The organism is Natronomonas aquatica (assembly GCF_024449025.1).
GTDB classification, from domain to species: Archaea; Halobacteriota; Halobacteria; order Halobacteriales; family Haloarculaceae; genus Natronomonas; species Natronomonas aquatica.
Genome location: NZ_JAHLKM010000005.1, coordinates 73,615 through 89,304, shown reverse-complemented (window position 1 = coordinate 89,304; position 15,690 = coordinate 73,615). Strand labels below are relative to the sequence as shown.

Below are 15,690 nucleotides of genomic sequence, written 5' to 3'. Positions count from 1 at the left end.
CGTTTAAACGGCCGACCCCGGTAGGTTCGTACGAGCCGGGATGGCCGAGTGGTAAGGCGCACGCCTGGAAAGCGTGTTCCCTCAGGGATCCAGGGTTCAAATCCCTGTCCCGGCGTATTTTCCGACGAGCAATCCCTCGAGCGGTGCGTAGCGACAGCGGAGCGTCGCGAGGGAATCTGCGAGTCGGAGTCTCGTCCAAGGGATCTGAACTACGCGAGTCGCAGCGCGAACGGAGTGAGCGACCGTCTCGCATCGAGTTCAAATCCCTGTCCCGGCGCTTCTGTGACTCCGACGATCAGCGTTCGCTGTCCAAGCCCACAGACCGGGAGTCCACCGACAAACCCCGCCGTTGACGGTGGGTGTAGGTGATACAGGGGAACGGCTCTTTGTTTTCCGGGCATTACTTGGGATCGGTGAGCAGCCGATGAAGACGATCCCCACAGGCTGGTGGCCGTCCGCCGTTTCGGTGACGGGTGTTTGCCTCGGTCTGACGCTCCTCGTCGAGGTGTGGGTGGTTACAACCACGTCCGGGCCGTCCTACAGTGCATTCCCCGTCGGCGTTGTCACCTCCGTCCCGTTCGTCGTCGGCCTGATCTACGGCGGGTACTGGCTCGCCGAAAGCGAACTGCCGCCCGACCGGTACGATCAGGTCGGCCGCTGGTGGATCGCCGGCGTCGTCGTGACCGTTCTGTTGATCTCTGTGATCAATACGCGGGTACAGCCGGTGTCGGCGTTTCTCGTCGTCGGGACGGTTCGATGGAGCGCCGCCATCGGGGGAAGCGTCGGATTGGCGATCGGGGTCCTTCAGGCACGAGCGGTCCTACGGGGTCGGGAGGCCGAACGGATCCGACAGCGACGACGGCAGATCGAACGGGAGCGGGATCAACTCGACGAGTTCGCCAGTATCGTCTCGCACGATCTGAAAAACCCGTTACACACCGCCAAGGGTCATCTCGAACTCCTTCGCGAGGAGTGTGACAGCCCGCATATCGCCACCATCGCGACGGCGCACGACCGGATGGATACGATCGTCGAAGACACGCTGGCTCTCGCCCGGGCGGGCCAGGAGATCGGTGACACGGAACCGGTCGAGCTGGCCTCCGTCGCCGATACGTCTTGGGAGACGATCGAAGCGTCCGATTCGACCCTCCACGTCGAAGGAACGCGGACGATCGACGCTGATAGATCCAGCCTCCAGCAACTGTTCGATACCCTCTTTCGCAACGCCGTCGAACACGCCGGACCCGACGCGACGGTCCGCGTCGGCGTACTCGAAGACGACGCTGGATTCTACGTCGAAGACGACGGCCCCGGCCTCCCGGAGCCCGAACTCGGGGACGTGTTCGAATCCGGCTACCCGACGGCCGCAGAGAAACCCGGGGTCGGACTCCGTATCGTCGGGACCATCGTCGACGCTCACGGCTGGGAGATCACCGCGACCGACAGTGCGGACGGCGGGGCCCGCTTCGAGGTCACCGGCGTCGAACCGACGGTGTGACCGCCCGTCCGTTTTTTCCGACCCGAAGCCGGATCGGCCGTCGAACGCCTCATAAGGCTCGAACACGTAGATATAGCGCTTATGACGCACCCGATAAACCCACCCGCGTCATCGGACACTCGACTGCGACCCCTGGCTCCCGACACGCGGCGGCTCGAGGATCGGGCCGCCCGCGCTTGGACGGAGCCGATGGCGGTCACGCCCCTCGGCGGCGGCCGCTACGCCGTCGCGAGTCACTCCGGGGCGAGGTATCTCGTGAACCTGCCGGACGGGGACTGTAGCTGTCCCGACCACGAGATCCGTGGCGAACGTTGCAAGCACCTCCGCCGAGTTGCCATCGAGGTGACCGACCGGCGCGTACCGCCGCCCGGCCGTCGACGCGGCGAGTGTACCGTCTGCGGGCTGCCGTCCTTCGTCCCCGAGACCGGCCTCCCGGTCTGTTCGGACTGTCGGTTCGAGCGCGGCGATCTCGCGACGGACAAAGAGACCGGCGACGTCGTCGTCGTCTACCGGCAGACCGACGAGACGGCGGCCGAACGATACGTCGGAACCGCCGACTGTACGGTCGCCGAGTACCCGAAAAACGACGGCTACCCGTCGACGGATCCGGTCGTCGAGGTCGTCTACCCGTTCAGCGGCGATCGAAACGCCGACATCTCCGAGCGGCCGCGATACGCCTTCCCACGATCGCGGCTCGCGGCGCGCGAGGAGATGCTGATCGAGTAGTCGGTCCCCGGTCCCGTTTTCGATCCGCCGGACGGTCGACCACCAGCGATTTACAGCCGTTCGCCGTACATTTGGTATGACTGACTGGAAAGCGGTCCTCGTCGGGTTTCTCGTCGGCGTCGTCGCGAGCGTCTTCGCCTTCGCGCTCCCCGGGATCGGCCACGCCGCGGCCGGGCTCGTTGGTGGCTTCGCCGCCGGCTATCTCGCTGGCGGCGGCCTCGGGCGCGGAGCGTGGCACGGACTCCTTTCTGGCGCGCTGGGCGGCCTCGCCGTCGCCCTGCTGATCGCGATCGCCGTCTCGCTTGTCGGCGTCACCGTCGGGGGGCCGCTCGGGCTCTTCGGCGGCCTCGGGGTCTTTCTTATCGGTGTGATCGTCGCGCTGCTTTTGGCGCTCGACAGCGCGATCGGCGGCGCGATCGGCGGCATCCTGTCCGATTAAGGCCCCGGCGCCCCTACCGGTGGGTATGACGGAGATCGATTCCGACGCACTGTTGCCGAACGACCGGGTCAAGGAAGCCGTCCTCGAGGGGGAAATAACACAGCTCAGCCGCGGGGCCGGAAACCGCTACGCCGAGGCGGGCGACACGTTCGTCCTCGAGGGGACGCGATTCGGGGTAACCGACGTCGAGACGCGGACACTCGGCGATCTGACCGACGCCGACGCGCGCCGCGAGGGGTCGCCGTCGCTGGAAGCGTACAAAGCGCGGATGGAAAAGGTTCACCCGGGGAACTTCGAGTGGGACCCGACGAGCGAGATTCGCACGTATCGGTTCGAACGGACGGATTGACGCCCGGCCGTCAGCCGGTTTCCTCGACCTTCTCGGCGTGCTTTTCGAGGTCTTCGGCCAGTGTTCGCGCCTCAGTCGCCGAGAGCCGGACGGTGTCGGCGTGTGGCTTCAGTTCCTCGATTTCGGTGTTGTCGAGTTCCAGTTGTAGCGAGACGTGATCGGGGTTCTCCCTGGGGCTTGTGACGTTCAGAACCGCGTAGGCCTCCTCGGTGAACCCGTGACCCTCGGCTTCGCCCTCGAGGAGATCGAGCGTCGTGTACGCGTTGACTTTCATGATCCGGTCGGCCATACACTGGTCTGGCCGTCGCGGCTGGTAAACGTGACGCCCGCTCGGGATCCCCGGTCCTACGGCCCGGCGACCTGGTGTTGGACGTTGTAGGGGTGGCTGCCGGAGATCCACCGGTAGATGTACTCCAGGGCCGTCTGATCGGCCCGGACGCCGTCGTGGTCCGTCTCGAGGAGGACGTTCGTCGCCCCATCGAGTACGGGGCTGTCCCGGCAGCGCCAAAAGAGCGTGTCGTCGGTCCCCCGGAGCGTGTAGTACTCGATGTCACCCGGGGTCTCGTTCGCGTTCAGGACCGACAGCGGATGATCCGGGATCGTCCCGTAGTCGGCCCGGAGGAACTCGCTGCTGCTGTAGGGACCGCCGTCGATCCCCGTGTCGGCACACCACGAACAGAGGACGGTCCCGTGGTTTGCGCCCGCCAGCCCGACGAACGTGTCGACCCACTCGAGACGGTTCCGGCTGACGAGCCAGTAGCGAAGCCCGGTGACGCCGAGGCTGTGGCCGACCACGGCGACCGTCTCCGCGCCCGTGTGCTCGCGGACTCTGCCGACGAAGTCATCGAGCCCTTCGGCCATCGCCTCGTGGCCCGGCGTCCCGTCGTCGAACGTGATCGCCCACAGGTCGTCGCCGGTGTAGCCGCGCTGGAGGAAAAACGACGCGTGCTGGACCCAATCGCAGGCGTCGCGCTGGTTGCCGTGGACGAAGACGACCGGCGTCCGGTCGCTTTCGCCCTCGGTACCGTGGTACTCGTGTCCGCCCCACCCGCCGTAGGCGCCGTCGGCCGACCACGGGAGCCGGCTGTCGTCGGTTCGGTCGAACTCGCAATCGACGATACAGCCGTCCTGTCGCCTCGCGTCCCGTAGCTGCCGGAGATGTCGCAAAATCGCCCACGGTACCGTGAGTCCTTGTGTTGGCGTACCGACTGACACAGTACCATACCCCACTGCCCCGGGTTACTTAAATCCCTCCTTGCCGGAATCCGGTTTGATCCGCCGACGCCGGCCCGACGTGTGCCCGCGGTGGGTCCACTCGCCGCCGTTTCGCTCCGCCCGGACGCAGGCGTTTTGACGCTGGCCCTCCCACGTCGGGTATGGGATACGCCTGCCCCGTCTGTTCGGATCCCCAGGCCGACGCGGGTCACCTCGCCAACCACCTCGCGTTCACCGCGATGCTCGGCGATGACGACCACGAGGCGTGGCTCGAAGAACACGCCCCGGAGTGGACCGACATGGGCGAACGGGAACTCGCGGCGACCGTCTCCGAGGACGTCGAGGCCACCGACTTTCCACAGCTGTTCGAGGACACCGTCGGCGGGATCGAATCAGAGACCGAGACAGAGGACCCGCCCGCCGAGCGGTCGGGCGCTCTGTTCGAGGAGGACGGACACGAGGGCACACACGGGCATACACACCACGGTCACACACACGCCCACGAGGGCGCCCCGGACGTGCCCGGGAGTTCGGCGCCGACGGACGGCGAGACCGAACGGATCCTCCAAGAGGCCAGAGAGATGACACGCCGGATGCTCGACGACGGGGACGAAGACGAGAACGAGAAGGGGTCCCCGGAGTGATGACGGACGAACCTCACACCGGGGAGACCCACGGAACGTTCGACCCCGCCTCGTGGGCAGACGCCGAGCGCCGGTACGAGGCGGTCGGATCGACGGCACAGGTCGTGGTCCGGGCGGTCGCGAAGGCGATGGAGTTCGACCGCGAGGAGTACGACCGTCGCGTCGACGCCGACGTCGTCGAGACGGCCAGGCAGGCGCTCTTCGCCGAGACGCTCGCAGTCCGGGTCGCCGACAGGGCAGCCTTCGACTCCTGGCGCGAGGACTACGGGGCCGACGTTCACGTCGCCGGCAGCGACGCGGTCGGGAACGTCGCCTGGCACGCATCGGCGCCCGCCGGGGCGGCCGTCGCGGCCACCTTCGAGAACGAACCGGAGGCGGCCGTCGGGACCGTCCGCCGGATGGCGTTCAACCGGCTCTACCGCGATCGGCTGACGGGGGACGCGCCGTGACCGACGCCGATCCGAGCCCGGCCGACCACGAGTGGTCGGTCGTCGAATCTATCGCCGAGTACGAGACTGGCTGGTACACCGGTGGCTACGACCTCGTCGAACTTCCGGACGGGCGGACGAAACGGTACTACTGGGCCGAACTACCCGCCGCCGCGGTCGTCGTCGCGGTCGTCGAGGAGCCAGCCGAACTGGGGGTGGTCGAGGAGCCGGCGGCGTCACTAGGGCGTTCGCTCGTCATGGTCGAACAGTTCCGGCCGACGATCCGCGAGCTCTGTCACGAACTGCCGGCCGGGATCGTCGAGGACGGCGAGACGTTCGCCGAGGCCGGCGCGCGCGAACTCGAAGAGGAGGTCGGGCTCGTCCCCGACTCGGCGGAACTGCTCGAGTCCTTCTGGTGTTCGACCGGCGTTCTCAGACACCGCCGCGGGATCGTCGCCGCCGACGGCTTCACCCGCGGCGAGCGGAAACTCGACGGGAGCGAGTTCCTCGACGTCGTGGCGGTCCCGGTCGAGAACGCCCTGGAGGTGGCGCGTAGCGAAGCCGCCAACGACGCCACGCTCGAGGGGGTCCTCCTGGCCCGCGAGGCGGGTCTCATCTGAACCGTTCGGTTCCAGTTGCAGTTTCAGTTCCGGTTCCAGTTGCAGTTTCGGTTCCCCCGAACGCCGACCCGGCGGTTTAAGTTCGTTGTCGCGTATCGGGGCATATGGACGGCGAAATCTCGGCCGACGAACTGTGGGAACTACTCCAGGCGGACGAACCGATCCGGATCGTCGATATCCGGTCGCCGGGGCAGTTCCGCCGGGGACACATCCCCGGCAGCGAGAACGTCCCCTTCGCCGAGTTGACCGAGCGGATCGACGAACTCGAGGGGGACGACCGCGTCGTGACCGTCTGCCCCCACGGTCAGGCGAGCGTCCAGGCGGCACGGCTCATCGACTCCTTCGAGGGGTTCGAGGGCCGGGTCGAATCGCTCGAGACGGGTATCGAGAGATGGCCGCACGAACTGGCGACCGACGGCGGGAACGCTCCCGAGGATCCTGACGCGCCGGACGCGCCCTTCTAGATCGGGAGTCGATCGGACGCTCTGAGACGGCGCCGAAAAAGGGATTTTCGAACCGGCCCGGGTCGGGCGTCATCCGGCCGTTCCGAGCAGACGCTCGAAAAGGGAGTCTACGGACCGGACCGCGAAACGGAGCGGATGGATTAGAGGGATCTCAAGCGACGTTGAACCCCTTCTGTTGGAGGAACTCCTCGATCCGACCGAGGTGGTTTCCCTGGAGTTCGATGGCGCCGTCTTCGACAGTGCCACCGCAGGCGAACTTTGATTTCAGGTCCGACGACAGCGAATCGAGATCGACGTCCCGTGGATCGAACCCTTCGATGACCGTTACCTCTTTCCCGTATCGGCGCTCGTCGATGCGGATGTTGATCTCCTGGGATTCTTTGGCGACGTCCTCACAGACGCAGAGTTCCTCAGGGAGTCCACACGTCGAGCAGACTTCCGACATTACAATCCGGGGTTACACGACGGCCGTATTAAACACTATCGGGACTCAGTATCAGGTTTTCCGGTCCCGAAGGGTCCCGAGACAGCTTTCAGCCCTCCCAGCCGTCCGGAAGCGGTCGCTCACCGGATTGTAAACGCCGGCTCCGCGACGCTTTCGCTTTTGCACTCCGGACACCGGGAGGGCCGATTGATCAGATCGTCGAAGCCGGTGAACCCACAGTCCCGACACTCCGGCGGGGAAACCAACAGCTCTTCGTCGGTTCCATCGAGCGATTCGGCGATGTGTTCGACGTGGGAGAGCGCTGCCCCGGCCGTTACGCCGAACTCTCCGGCGATCTTCCCGGCTGCGGCGGGCTCCTCCCGGAGCGTCTCGGCGATCCGTTGTCGGGTGGTCCGCTCTGTACCCTCCATACCTGTCGTTCGACTGGCGAAAGCAAAACGGTACTGGTGGTGGACTACTTCTCCCCGTTCGTCAGCCGGGTGTGGGCCCCGATCAGCGCGCCCGCGAGGTTGACGTCCTCGATTCTGGTCTCCTCGTCGATGATCGTATCGTGGATCTCACAGCCCCTGACGACGGCGTCCTCGAAGACCAGGGACCGATCGAGCGTCGCGTCGACGATCTCGGCGCCGGCCATCACGTGGACGTTCTCGCCGATCGTCGAGCGCTCGACGGTCGCGGACTCGGCGATGACGCTGTCGCCGTCGAGTTCCCACTCGATCGCCTCCAGATACGACTCGGGGGTGCCGATGTCGAACCACGGATCCTCGAAAACGAAGGCGTGGACGGGCTCTCTGCTCTGGAGCCACTGGAGGAACCATCCCGGTTCGTCGGGGTTGTTCCCGTCCGAGAGGTACTCGTCGAACCGGAGCGACTCCCGCGGAAACCCATAGCAGGCGATCGAGACGAGGGTGCTGTTCGGTTCCTCGGGTTTCTCCTGGAAATCGACCACGCGATCGTCGTCGAGTTCGACCAACCCGTAGGATTTGGCCTTCTCGCGGTCCCCGACGTCGTAGGCCGCAAGCGTCGTCGTCCCCTTCGACTCGAAGTAATCGAGGAACTCCGGGAGATCGAAGCCCATGAGGTTGTCGCCGGCGACGACGAGCAGGTCGTCGTCGATCCCCTCCCGGTCGACTAGCTGGCCGAGCGCGCCGACGACGCCGAACTTCTCGGTTTCCTCGCTCGTCTCCTCGACGGACAGCGTTGGCTTTTCGAAGTCGGTCCCCGCGAGGTGGGCCTCGAACTCCTGGGCGAACCGCTCGTTCGTCGAGACGTACACTGTCTCGATCCGGTCGTCGCGTTCCAGCGCCTCGAAGATGCGGTCGATGACTGTCGTCTCGCCGATCGGTAACAGCATCTTGGGACGGTGTTTCGTGACCGGCCACAGACGCGTCGCGTACCCGCCGGCGAGGACGACTGCCTTCATGTCCCGACCCGACCGCCGCTACGGATAAGTCTCTTTCCGTACGGCCTCGATTTTATATATTACGACGGAAGCACCGACGGTGTGACCTGAGCACGGCGACGGCCCGCCGAGGCGGTTGCGAGGTGTGGGCACCCCTCGATGCGAGCGGCTTTCCCGCGAGCGCGGCGCACGGGTCGTCGGATCGAGCGCGCCGCCTGTCCGTTGTCCGCCCGACACCGACCTACGTGTCGACGCCCCCGAGCCGTGCGTCGGTGATACGGAACGTCCCGCGGACGCCGTCGAACGCCGGCTCCCCGTCGAGTTCGATCGGCCGTTCCATGTGCGGGCCGTCGGTGACGAGCGTCTCGAACTCCCCACCTTCCCCGAGGATGTGGACGCCATATTCGTCGTTGAGCCGCTCCAGTTCGGCGACGGCCTCGGTATCGAGCGTCCGACCGAGCCACGACTCGTCGAGTCCGCGCGCTGCGACACGGACGACCGTGATCTCGAATCCGGCCCCGAGCATCGAATCGATCAGATCACGCGGTTCTTTCTGCCAAAGCGGCGCGAAGAGTTCGGCCCCGAGCCGATCGCACAGTCCCTCGATCCGGTCGGTCTGGTAGCTGCTCTCGACGGCGCCGGCCGTTATCCCGCCGATCGAGCCCAGTTTCCTGGCCAGCGCCACGAGCGCGTCCTCAAGCGGTTCGAGCTCCCGATCGCCGCGCTCGCCGGCGAGTTCGTCCGGTCCGGCATCCGCCTCGAAGTCCGTCGGCCGGACGTTGACGAGCGGAATGCCGATGCTTTCGGCGGCCAGTCCCGCCAGCTCCGTCGCCGGCACGTGGTACATGAACGACTCCCCCGCCGGGTGAACCGTCACCAGCCGCTTGACGGGTGCTCCACGCTGTAGCGCCCGGTACAGCGCCCACGAGGAGTCCTTGCCACCTGAGAAGAGGCTCACCCAGGGTTCCATGCGGGTCCGTAACCGTCACACGATCAAAGGGGCGTCGGTTCACCGGCGGGCGGATTACGGAAGTTCGAGGAGAAAGCCTCGCGCTTCAGCGCGGGGATGAATCCGACAACCCCTCTACACGCTACGCTCTCCGTTCTGAACGGATGTTTTAAGCAAGTAATTACCGTACTGATAGATAACCGAGGCGGCCTGTCCGCCCATCTAATTGGACACTATCGGGATTCGTTGATTCCACGCAGAAAGCATCCCTTTCTGTTGTGGATTTCGGGATGCAGGCAGGAAAAGTATCTCTGAATCCCATACCGGGATAGGAGTAACGGCTGGTTGGCACAGCCAGTAGCCGTCTCTCGAGGCGTCTACAAACCGTAAACATTCCAAACCAGCGGCGCAGTGCCGTGGGAATCTTCGCCCTTCAGGGCCGAGAGGATGTCAATCCGGCACCTCTTCGAGGGGTCTCTCGTCGTCGGCCATCTGCGAAGTAAAGAACACGCCGAGGAGGCTGACGAGTACGCCCGCGGCCACGTAGAAGGCGAGCCGCCCCCAAATCGAGACGACGAACCCCTCCACGGCGATCGGCCCGACTTCGAACGCCGGGACGGTGACGGAGTCGAACACGCCGGCACGCTCGAGGAAGTACCCGGTGAATCCTCTGATCACCAGTCCGATCGCGACGAGACCGAACGGAAGGTTCATCAGCGCGCTCGAGACCTGTTCCTCGGCGAGCAACTCGTCGATGAGCCGCCCCGTCGCCGCGGCCATCGCTGCCGTCGCGAACCACGGAACGCTAACGAAGAGAAACCGGAGCACCACCAGTAAATCGCCGTCACCACCGGTCCCGGCGGCGCTGATTCCGCCGGCGAAGACCCCGATGAGCGCCAGCCCGGCGCCGACGACGTAGGTGACGAGCGAGACCTGTCCCGAGTAGAACGCGTCCCTGATCCGGACCGGGAGCGCCGAGACGGCGTCGTCGATCCCGAACCCCTTATACAGGAGGAACAGGCCGATGACGCCGGCGATCGCCGAGAGGGCGACGGCGACGTTGTCGGCGAGCAACAGAAGCATCGGGAACGCCAACAGTGCGGCCCCGATCGGTACCAGCACCGTCCCCCGGAGTTCCTCGTCGCCGAGGAACTGCTTCAGCAGGTAGTACGTCGATTCGATGTCGTGGGACTGCCGGACGACGACCCGGTCGACGCCGTCGACCCTGATCCGGCTCTCGATGATCGGGACGAGCCGCTCGTCGCTGGCGGAGTCGGTCACGACGATCGCGGCGTCGACGTCGTGTTCGGCGACCAGCCGATCCGTCTGTCGGGCGATGGCGCGGTCGCTGTCGACACTGTCGCCGCCCCCCGAGACGACCGCGACGACTGCTTTCTCGCCGTCGTCCCGGAGATCGCGCGTGACGTGAAGCGTCTCCAGAAGACAGTTGACGCGGCTGTCTTCGGGATCCTCGAGGCCGACGTCGGTGACGAGCGCCTGGACGGCCTCCCATCCGACGACGGGGCCGTCGTATCCGATCCCGCCGTCCCGGTCGACGTACACGACCAGCGTACTCACGCTCCGATCTTTCAGTTGGGCGTTAAAAAAGCTTCAGGCATCCATGGAACCGTTCGGTCCGTCGGTCGAACCGCCGGGATTTATGTTCGTGGTGCCGTAGCTCCGGCTATGGAAACGACAGATTCGACCGACAAGGGGGTCGGCTTTCCAGTTCTGTTCGGCGTCATCGCCGTCCTCGGCGCCGTCGGGCTCGCGACGTTCGGCTTCACCGGCGACCAGACCGCTTCGGGAATCTCCTTTGCCGTCGCGATGCTTGCCGGGGGGCTTTCGGTCGCCGCCTACCACGCGTATTCCTGAAGGAACGGTCTTAAGCCGTTCGCGGCCCAAACACCGGTATGAGTGAATTGAGCGACGAGGACGAGCGTATCCTCTCGTACCTCCGCGAACGGGCCAAGGGTGGTGAGCGGTACTTCCGGTCGAAAAACATCGCGGACGCGATCGACCTCACGGCAAAGCAGGTCGGCGCTCGGCTCCCCCGGCTCGCCGAACACTCCGAGGACGTCGACATCGAGAAGTGGTCGCGTGCCCGCTCGACGACGTGGCGTGTCACTCCGGAGTAACCGAACCGCGATCGGAACGGTCGCGCTTTTATTCGTCCTTCCCGATTGGGTAGTATGACCGCCCGCGTCGAACGCGTGTTCGAGATCGCAGCCCCCCCCGAGGAGGTGTGGGCCGTTATTTCAGATCCGGAGCAACGGGCCCGCTCGATAAGTGTCGTCGATACGTTCGAAACGACGGGCGAGCGAACCGCCGTCTGGCACGTCTCCTTGCCGATCCCTGGGCTCAACCGGACGATCCGCGTCGAAACCGAGGACGTCGAGATCGACCCTCCGGCTTACGTGCGGTTCGTCGGCCGCTCGAAAGCGATGAACGTTCAGGGCGAACACGTTCTCGAATCGACGAACGGGGGGACCCACATCACGAACCGGTTCACCGTCGACGGCCGGCTCCCCGGCGTCGAGCGCTACTTCGAACGGAAACTCGACGGCGAGATGGCGAACCTCGAGGCGACGATCAGAGACGAACTCGACGCGTGACGTCCGTACTCGCACAGTTCGATATCGGCCTCGGGCTCGATCGACACCGCGCTGGTGATCGGTCGGCGCTGAAAGCGCTCGGCGGCCCTCGGTAGTTCGGCCCCTGTCCGTCGTCTCGTCCGACACGTCAAACGAGGGTTTATACGTTATCGGCCGCTACGTCGAGTCGCCAGAGCGACGCTTTTCTCGTCGCGATGGCAAGACGGATTCGGACGCCCGCCGCACGCCCGCCCACCCGCGTCGGGTCCGCCCGGTGCCCGACGCACACTCCCGTACCCGTCCCGTTCCAGTTCCTGTTCGTGTTTCTTTTCACCGATAGGTGCTGTCCGGACGAACTGCTTACGTTGCTGGACCCCTCAGAGCCCCCGTGAAGGAGTTCGGCTTCGAACTGCGGGTCTGTGCGTGGGCCGAACGGAACTGGCCCTCCGACGGCGAACGCGCTACCGTCGTCGCAAGACAGCTCGGGACGAAACACCGGCGGTGGGACACCGTCGTCGTCGAGACGACTCCGACCGGCCTCACCGACCGCGCCCCGTTCGGCGACGAGCGGCTCGGTTCGGACCTGCTACACGTCGCCCGCAACGCCCCCGCGTCGTGGGCCTACTACCGCGAGGCGCTCCCCGAGCCCGGCTACCCGTGGCGATACGTCCGGGAGGCGGTCCACCGGGCCGAGGACCGCGGCTTCCTCGAAACCAGACGGTCGGGAAACCGAATCGAGATCCGGCGCCGGTACCGGTATCCCGGGTGGGTCGATCGGATCGTCGCGATCGAGAACAAACCCGACCTCGACGCCGCCGCGGCCCGCGTCCTCGCCGAACAGCTCGAACACGACGTCGCCCTCGGGCTCGCCGACGAGGTGTGGCTGGCGACGTCGACGACGGACGATCGGATCGAGCCGGCGCTGCTCGAGGCGATGCCGGTCGAGGTCGGGGTACTTTCGGTTTCGGATCCCGAGGACGGACCGAGGGTCGAGCCGATCTGGCGCCCCCGGACGCTCGATACGACCGGCCCGGGAACGCGGATCCTCGACCGTCCCGCCGGCGGGGCGGCCGACCGCTCGGCCGCGCGGTTCGAGTACGCCGACCCCGACTGGAAGCGGCGCAAGCGCCTCGAGATCGCCGAACGGGCCTACGAACGCGGCTGGCGCTCGTACGTCGGGACGATGCGGCCGGACTGTCGTGGGTTCGAACTCCGGGATCCGGCCGGGCCGTTCCCGTGGTGTGAGCCGAAAGGCCGCGAGCAGACGGCCGCCGAATGTTCGGGAGACTGTCGGGACTTCGAGCCGGAACCGCCCGGCTGGCGCGACCGGGGGTGGCCGATCGAGGGCGGCCCGGGCAAGGCCGCGAAACGGCTGCTCGAACGGAAACGGAGCCGGCGTCGCTAGGCGGTCCCGCCTTCCTCGAGGACTTCGATCTCGATATCGTTTCGATCGACCGCCAGCCGGAACGTCGGGACTGTCCTTTCGACGACCGAAACGAGGCCCTTGTCCTCGAGGCTTCGGAGACCCGAGCGGACGGCGTCGACGTCTGTCGTCTCGCCTTCGGCTTCGAGCGCGTGAAGCGTGGCGACGATGCTTTGGGGTTCCCCGTCGGGCCCGGCCAGAACGTCGAGAATCCGCGCTTGGAGCCGCGGAACCCGGACGATGTCGTCGTCGGTGTCGAGCCCGAGGAGTTCGGCCGCCTCGGGGGTCGCCCGGATGAGGCTGTTCTCGTCGCGGTAGTAGTACTCCTTGAGTTCGGATTCGAGGTAGCTGTGGACCTTGCTGCCGCTGTCGAGGTCCCACCGGTCCTGTAGCTCGCCGTTCTTCGTCGGTTGCAACGAAACGATGTCGGCGAGCCGATCGCGTGCCTCCTCGGAGAGTGTCATTACTGGAGGTGTAGGTGCGGTCCGGTACAAAAAGGGTCGTCTCCGCGTCGAGCGGTCGGGAGGGAGGGACACGAACGGAGTGGAACTCTCGCTGTTTCCTTTAGAGTGTCCTATTGATCACATCATGCCGCCCATGCCGCCGCCCATACCGCCCATACCGCCCATGCCGCCGGCGCCGCCCTCGTCCTCTTCGCCCTCGGTCGAGAGATCGCCCGCGGCGATGATGTCGTCGATCTTGAGTACGAGGTTCGCAGCCTCGGTCGCAGAGGAGATCGCCTGCTGTTTCGCGTGGGCGGACTCGACGACGCCGGCCTCGAAGGTGTCGACTACCTCGCCCGTGAAGACGTTGAGCCCGGCCGTCTCGTGGCCGTCGTCGTGTGCGGCGCGCAGATCGACAAGCGTGTCGATCGAGTCCAGTCCCGCGTTCTCCGCGAGGACGCGCGGGACGAGTTCCAGGGCGTCGGCGAACGATTCGACGGCCAGCTGCTCGCGCCCGGAGACGCTGTCGGCGTACTCGCGGACACGGCGTGCGACCTCGACCTCGACCGCCCCGCCGCCGGCGAGCACGCGGCCGTCGGAGACGGTCTGGGCGACGACGTCGAGCGCGTCGCCGATCCCCCGCTCGAGTTCGTCGACGACGTGGTCGGTCGACCCGCGGAGCAGAAGCGTCACGCCGTGGCTCTCCTCGCCGGTGCCTTCGATGTAGAACAGCGCTTCGTCGCCGTACTCGACGTTCGCCGAGCCGAGATCGGACGGCTCGAGCGCGTCGATATCCGAGATGATCTCGGCTTCGAGTACCTCACGCAGGAACGACATATCGCTCGAGTTGACCCGCGAGATGGCGAGGATGTCCTCCTTCGCGAAGAAGTGCTCGGCGAGGTCGTCGATTCCCTTCTGACAGAGCACGACGTCCGCGCCGGCGTCGGCGATCGTCTCGACCTTGTTCCGGAGCTGTTCTTCCTCCTTGTCGAGAAAGTCCTGAAGCTGATCAGGGCTGTCGAGCTGGAGGTTCGCGTTGGCGTCGGTCTCCTCGACCTCGATCGGCTCGTCGGTGAGCAACACGCTTGCGTCCTCGACGTCCAGCGGCATGTCGTCGTGGGGCGGGTTCTTGCTGACGACCGCGCCGTCGAACAGTTCGGACTCGCTGGCCGAGCGGCCCGTCTGGGTCTCGGTGTGGACGTACTCGAGGTCGACGATCTGCTCGCCGTCGTCGGTCTCGACGGTCACAGCCTGGACCGCGTTGACGACGAGTTCCGCGAGCGCCTCCTTTTCGAGTTCGGCGCCCTTGCCGGTCATCGATGTCTCGGCGACCTGCTTGAGGAGTTCGGTGTCCTCGGGATCGATCTCGTGGGCGACGTTGTCGACTTCCTCGCGGGCCCGCTCGCTCGCGAGGTGGAACCCCTTGATCATCGCCGTCGGGTGGATGTCCTGATCCAGGAGGTCCTCGGCGTTCTTCAGGAGTTCACCGGCTATCGAGACGGCCGTCGTGGTGCCGTCGCCCGCCTCGTCTTCCTGTGTCTCGGCGACCTGAACGATCATCTCGGCGGTCGGGTTGTCGATGTCCATCTCCTCGAGGATGGTGACACCGTCGTTCGTGACTGTGATGCTGCCCATCGAGGAGACGAGCATCTTGTCCATCCCTTTGGGGCCGAGGGTCGATCGTACCGACTCGGCGACCGCCTTCGCTGCCGAGATGTTGTGCGACTGGGCGTCGCGGTCCTTCATTCGCTGGGAATCTTCGCCGAGGATGATCATCGGCTGACCTCCCATTCGCTGCTGTTGGCTCATAGTCGTCCAAATGATTGTCGGTAGTTCTATATAAATGTATCTAATACGCGCGACGAGCGCGAGCCCGACCGACCGCTGTGGACCCGAGAGAATCGACGAACGGCGGAACTGTGGTATTAGTTATCTTGGGTGATGGGGCGGTCCGATAGCTTCGGTCCGGCACCGTCGTGCTCCGGGTTTTATATATTCTCGTGGGACGCCACGACCGAACCGTTCGGGCAGTCCATGCTCGTCGCTCGATG

21 protein-coding genes and 1 tRNA gene are annotated in these 15,690 nt (G+C 65.8%); 13 read left to right on the top strand and 9 right to left on the bottom strand.

The genetic code is table 11. The features are described 5' to 3' along the window. Positions 1 to 34: 34 nt before the first annotated feature. From KM295_RS06255 to KM295_RS06235, 5 genes are all read left to right on the top strand, one after another. A tRNA-Ser gene (locus KM295_RS06255) sits at positions 35 to 115 on the top strand. Positions 116 to 424: 309 nt separating this feature from the next. After that, positions 425 to 1,498, top strand: a complete 1,074-nt coding sequence (locus KM295_RS06250) for a sensor histidine kinase (RefSeq protein ID WP_256029104.1) — start codon at positions 425 to 427, stop codon at positions 1,496 to 1,498. A gap of 189 nt (positions 1,499 to 1,687) precedes the next feature. Next, positions 1,688 to 2,224, top strand: coding sequence for an SWIM zinc finger family protein (locus KM295_RS06245; RefSeq protein ID WP_256029103.1), 537 nt, complete (start codon positions 1,688 to 1,690; stop codon positions 2,222 to 2,224). 76 nt (positions 2,225 to 2,300) lie between these two features. Beyond that, the gene (locus KM295_RS06240) at positions 2,301 to 2,663 is read left to right on the top strand and encodes a DUF5518 domain-containing protein (RefSeq protein WP_256029102.1); all 363 of its coding nucleotides are present in this window, start codon (positions 2,301 to 2,303) and stop codon (positions 2,661 to 2,663) included. Positions 2,664 to 2,688: 25 nt separating this feature from the next. Then, the gene (locus KM295_RS06235) at positions 2,689 to 3,012 is read left to right on the top strand and encodes an ASCH domain-containing protein (RefSeq protein WP_256029101.1); all 324 of its coding nucleotides are present in this window, start codon (positions 2,689 to 2,691) and stop codon (positions 3,010 to 3,012) included. Positions 3,013 to 3,022: 10 nt separating this feature from the next. On the opposite strand, the gene KM295_RS06230 is transcribed toward KM295_RS06235, so the two are convergent. Both KM295_RS06230 and KM295_RS06225 read right to left on the bottom strand, forming a co-directional pair. Further along, the gene (locus KM295_RS06230) at positions 3,023 to 3,301 is read right to left on the bottom strand and encodes a DUF6360 family protein (RefSeq protein WP_256029100.1); all 279 of its coding nucleotides are present in this window, start codon (positions 3,299 to 3,301) and stop codon (positions 3,023 to 3,025) included. 56 nt (positions 3,302 to 3,357) lie between these two features. Next, entirely contained in the window at positions 3,358 to 4,179 is an 822-nt protein-coding gene (locus KM295_RS06225) for an esterase/lipase family protein (protein ID WP_256029099.1), read from the bottom strand. 209 nt (positions 4,180 to 4,388) lie between these two features. Here KM295_RS06225 and KM295_RS06220 point away from each other — a divergent pair, with 209 nt between their 5' ends. From KM295_RS06220 to KM295_RS06205, 4 genes are all read left to right on the top strand, one after another. Beyond that, positions 4,389 to 4,871 carry a DUF5810 domain-containing protein gene (locus KM295_RS06220; RefSeq protein ID WP_256029098.1) on the top strand — a complete coding sequence of 161 codons (483 nt, stop codon included), beginning with the start codon at positions 4,389 to 4,391 and terminating at the stop codon, positions 4,869 to 4,871. Next, on the top strand, positions 4,871 to 5,320 hold the full coding sequence (locus tag KM295_RS06215) for a DUF5809 family protein (protein ID WP_256029097.1): 450 nt from the start codon (positions 4,871 to 4,873) through the stop codon (positions 5,318 to 5,320). The genes KM295_RS06220 and KM295_RS06215 overlap by 1 nt, the downstream gene beginning before the upstream one ends. Next, positions 5,317 to 5,919 (top strand): NUDIX hydrolase, encoded by a 603-nt coding sequence (locus KM295_RS06210; RefSeq protein ID WP_256029096.1) that lies wholly within the window; start codon positions 5,317 to 5,319, stop codon positions 5,917 to 5,919. Before KM295_RS06215 ends, KM295_RS06210 begins: the two co-directional genes overlap by 4 nt. A 104-nt stretch (positions 5,920 to 6,023) precedes the next feature. After that, a complete protein-coding gene (locus KM295_RS06205; protein ID WP_256029095.1) occupies positions 6,024 to 6,383 on the top strand; it encodes a rhodanese-like domain-containing protein in 360 nt (119 codons plus the stop codon). Between the two features lie 151 nt (positions 6,384 to 6,534). Here KM295_RS06205 and yciH read toward each other — a convergent pair whose 3' ends face one another. The 5 genes from yciH to KM295_RS06180 all read right to left on the bottom strand — a co-directional run bounded on the left by yciH (position 6,535) and on the right by KM295_RS06180 (position 10,757). Beyond that, the gene (gene yciH, locus KM295_RS06200) at positions 6,535 to 6,828 is read right to left on the bottom strand and encodes a stress response translation initiation inhibitor YciH (RefSeq protein ID WP_256029094.1); all 294 of its coding nucleotides are present in this window, start codon (positions 6,826 to 6,828) and stop codon (positions 6,535 to 6,537) included. 119 nt (positions 6,829 to 6,947) lie between these two features. Further along, a complete protein-coding gene (locus tag KM295_RS06195; RefSeq protein WP_256029093.1) occupies positions 6,948 to 7,238 on the bottom strand; it encodes a transcriptional regulator in 291 nt (96 codons plus the stop codon). 44 nt (positions 7,239 to 7,282) lie between these two features. Further along, the gene (locus KM295_RS06190; protein ID WP_256029092.1) at positions 7,283 to 8,251 is read right to left on the bottom strand and encodes a nucleotidyltransferase family protein; all 969 of its coding nucleotides are present in this window, start codon (positions 8,249 to 8,251) and stop codon (positions 7,283 to 7,285) included. Positions 8,252 to 8,471: 220 nt separating this feature from the next. Then, complete coding sequence (locus tag KM295_RS06185; protein WP_256029091.1) at positions 8,472 to 9,200, bottom strand: diphthine--ammonia ligase; 729 nt, start codon at positions 9,198 to 9,200, stop codon at positions 8,472 to 8,474. A gap of 429 nt (positions 9,201 to 9,629) precedes the next feature. Next, entirely contained in the window at positions 9,630 to 10,757 is a 1,128-nt protein-coding gene (locus tag KM295_RS06180) for a DUF373 family protein (protein ID WP_256029090.1), read from the bottom strand. 108 nt (positions 10,758 to 10,865) lie between these two features. On the opposite strand from KM295_RS06180, the gene KM295_RS06175 reads away from it, so the two are divergent. The 4 genes from KM295_RS06175 to KM295_RS06160 all read left to right on the top strand — a co-directional run bounded on the left by KM295_RS06175 (position 10,866) and on the right by KM295_RS06160 (position 13,178). Further along, the gene (locus tag KM295_RS06175; protein WP_256029089.1) at positions 10,866 to 11,054 is read left to right on the top strand and encodes a DUF7525 family protein; all 189 of its coding nucleotides are present in this window, start codon (positions 10,866 to 10,868) and stop codon (positions 11,052 to 11,054) included. 38 nt (positions 11,055 to 11,092) lie between these two features. Further along, on the top strand, positions 11,093 to 11,317 hold the full coding sequence (locus tag KM295_RS06170) for a DUF7123 family protein (protein ID WP_256029088.1): 225 nt from the start codon (positions 11,093 to 11,095) through the stop codon (positions 11,315 to 11,317). Positions 11,318 to 11,371: 54 nt separating this feature from the next. Continuing rightward, positions 11,372 to 11,794, top strand: coding sequence for an SRPBCC family protein (locus KM295_RS06165; RefSeq protein WP_256029087.1), 423 nt, complete (start codon positions 11,372 to 11,374; stop codon positions 11,792 to 11,794). Positions 11,795 to 12,161: 367 nt separating this feature from the next. Beyond that, a complete protein-coding gene (locus KM295_RS06160) occupies positions 12,162 to 13,178 on the top strand; it encodes a DUF5787 family protein (RefSeq protein ID WP_256029086.1) in 1,017 nt (338 codons plus the stop codon). On the opposite strand, the gene KM295_RS06155 is transcribed toward KM295_RS06160, so the two are convergent. Further along, a complete protein-coding gene (locus KM295_RS06155) occupies positions 13,175 to 13,660 on the bottom strand; it encodes a DUF5797 family protein (RefSeq protein ID WP_256029085.1) in 486 nt (161 codons plus the stop codon). The genes KM295_RS06160 and KM295_RS06155 overlap by 4 nt on opposite strands. Before the next feature lie 117 nt (positions 13,661 to 13,777). Next, on the bottom strand, positions 13,778 to 15,415 hold the full coding sequence (gene thsB / locus KM295_RS06150; protein WP_418904759.1) for a thermosome subunit beta: 1,638 nt from the start codon (positions 15,413 to 15,415) through the stop codon (positions 13,778 to 13,780). Between the last annotated feature and the right edge of the window lie 275 nt (positions 15,416 to 15,690).

Coding starts and splice junctions, on each gene's coding strand:
- KM295_RS06250 (WP_256029104.1), top strand. CDS start 425: ATGAAGACGATCCCCACAGGCTGGTGGCCGTCCGCCGTTTCGGTGACG.
- KM295_RS06245 (WP_256029103.1), top strand. CDS start 1,688: ATGGCGGTCACGCCCCTCGGCGGCGGCCGCTACGCCGTCGCGAGTCAC.
- KM295_RS06240 (WP_256029102.1), top strand. CDS start 2,301: ATGACTGACTGGAAAGCGGTCCTCGTCGGGTTTCTCGTCGGCGTCGTC.
- KM295_RS06235 (WP_256029101.1), top strand. CDS start 2,689: ATGACGGAGATCGATTCCGACGCACTGTTGCCGAACGACCGGGTCAAG.
- KM295_RS06230 (WP_256029100.1), bottom strand. CDS start 3,301: ATGGCCGACCGGATCATGAAAGTCAACGCGTACACGACGCTCGATCTC.
- KM295_RS06220 (WP_256029098.1), top strand. CDS start 4,389: ATGGGATACGCCTGCCCCGTCTGTTCGGATCCCCAGGCCGACGCGGGT.
- KM295_RS06215 (WP_256029097.1), top strand. CDS start 4,871: ATGACGGACGAACCTCACACCGGGGAGACCCACGGAACGTTCGACCCC.
- KM295_RS06205 (WP_256029095.1), top strand. CDS start 6,024: ATGGACGGCGAAATCTCGGCCGACGAACTGTGGGAACTACTCCAGGCG.
- yciH (WP_256029094.1), bottom strand. CDS start 6,828: ATGTCGGAAGTCTGCTCGACGTGTGGACTCCCTGAGGAACTCTGCGTC.
- KM295_RS06195 (WP_256029093.1), bottom strand. CDS start 7,238: ATGGAGGGTACAGAGCGGACCACCCGACAACGGATCGCCGAGACGCTC.
- KM295_RS06190 (WP_256029092.1), bottom strand. CDS start 8,251: ATGAAGGCAGTCGTCCTCGCCGGCGGGTACGCGACGCGTCTGTGGCCG.
- KM295_RS06185 (WP_256029091.1), bottom strand. CDS start 9,200: ATGGAACCCTGGGTGAGCCTCTTCTCAGGTGGCAAGGACTCCTCGTGG.
- KM295_RS06175 (WP_256029089.1), top strand. CDS start 10,866: ATGGAAACGACAGATTCGACCGACAAGGGGGTCGGCTTTCCAGTTCTG.
- KM295_RS06170 (WP_256029088.1), top strand. CDS start 11,093: ATGAGTGAATTGAGCGACGAGGACGAGCGTATCCTCTCGTACCTCCGC.
- KM295_RS06165 (WP_256029087.1), top strand. CDS start 11,372: ATGACCGCCCGCGTCGAACGCGTGTTCGAGATCGCAGCCCCCCCCGAG.
- KM295_RS06155 (WP_256029085.1), bottom strand. CDS start 13,660: ATGACACTCTCCGAGGAGGCACGCGATCGGCTCGCCGACATCGTTTCG.
- thsB (WP_418904759.1), bottom strand. CDS start 15,415: ATGATCATCCTCGGCGAAGATTCCCAGCGAATGAAGGACCGCGACGCC.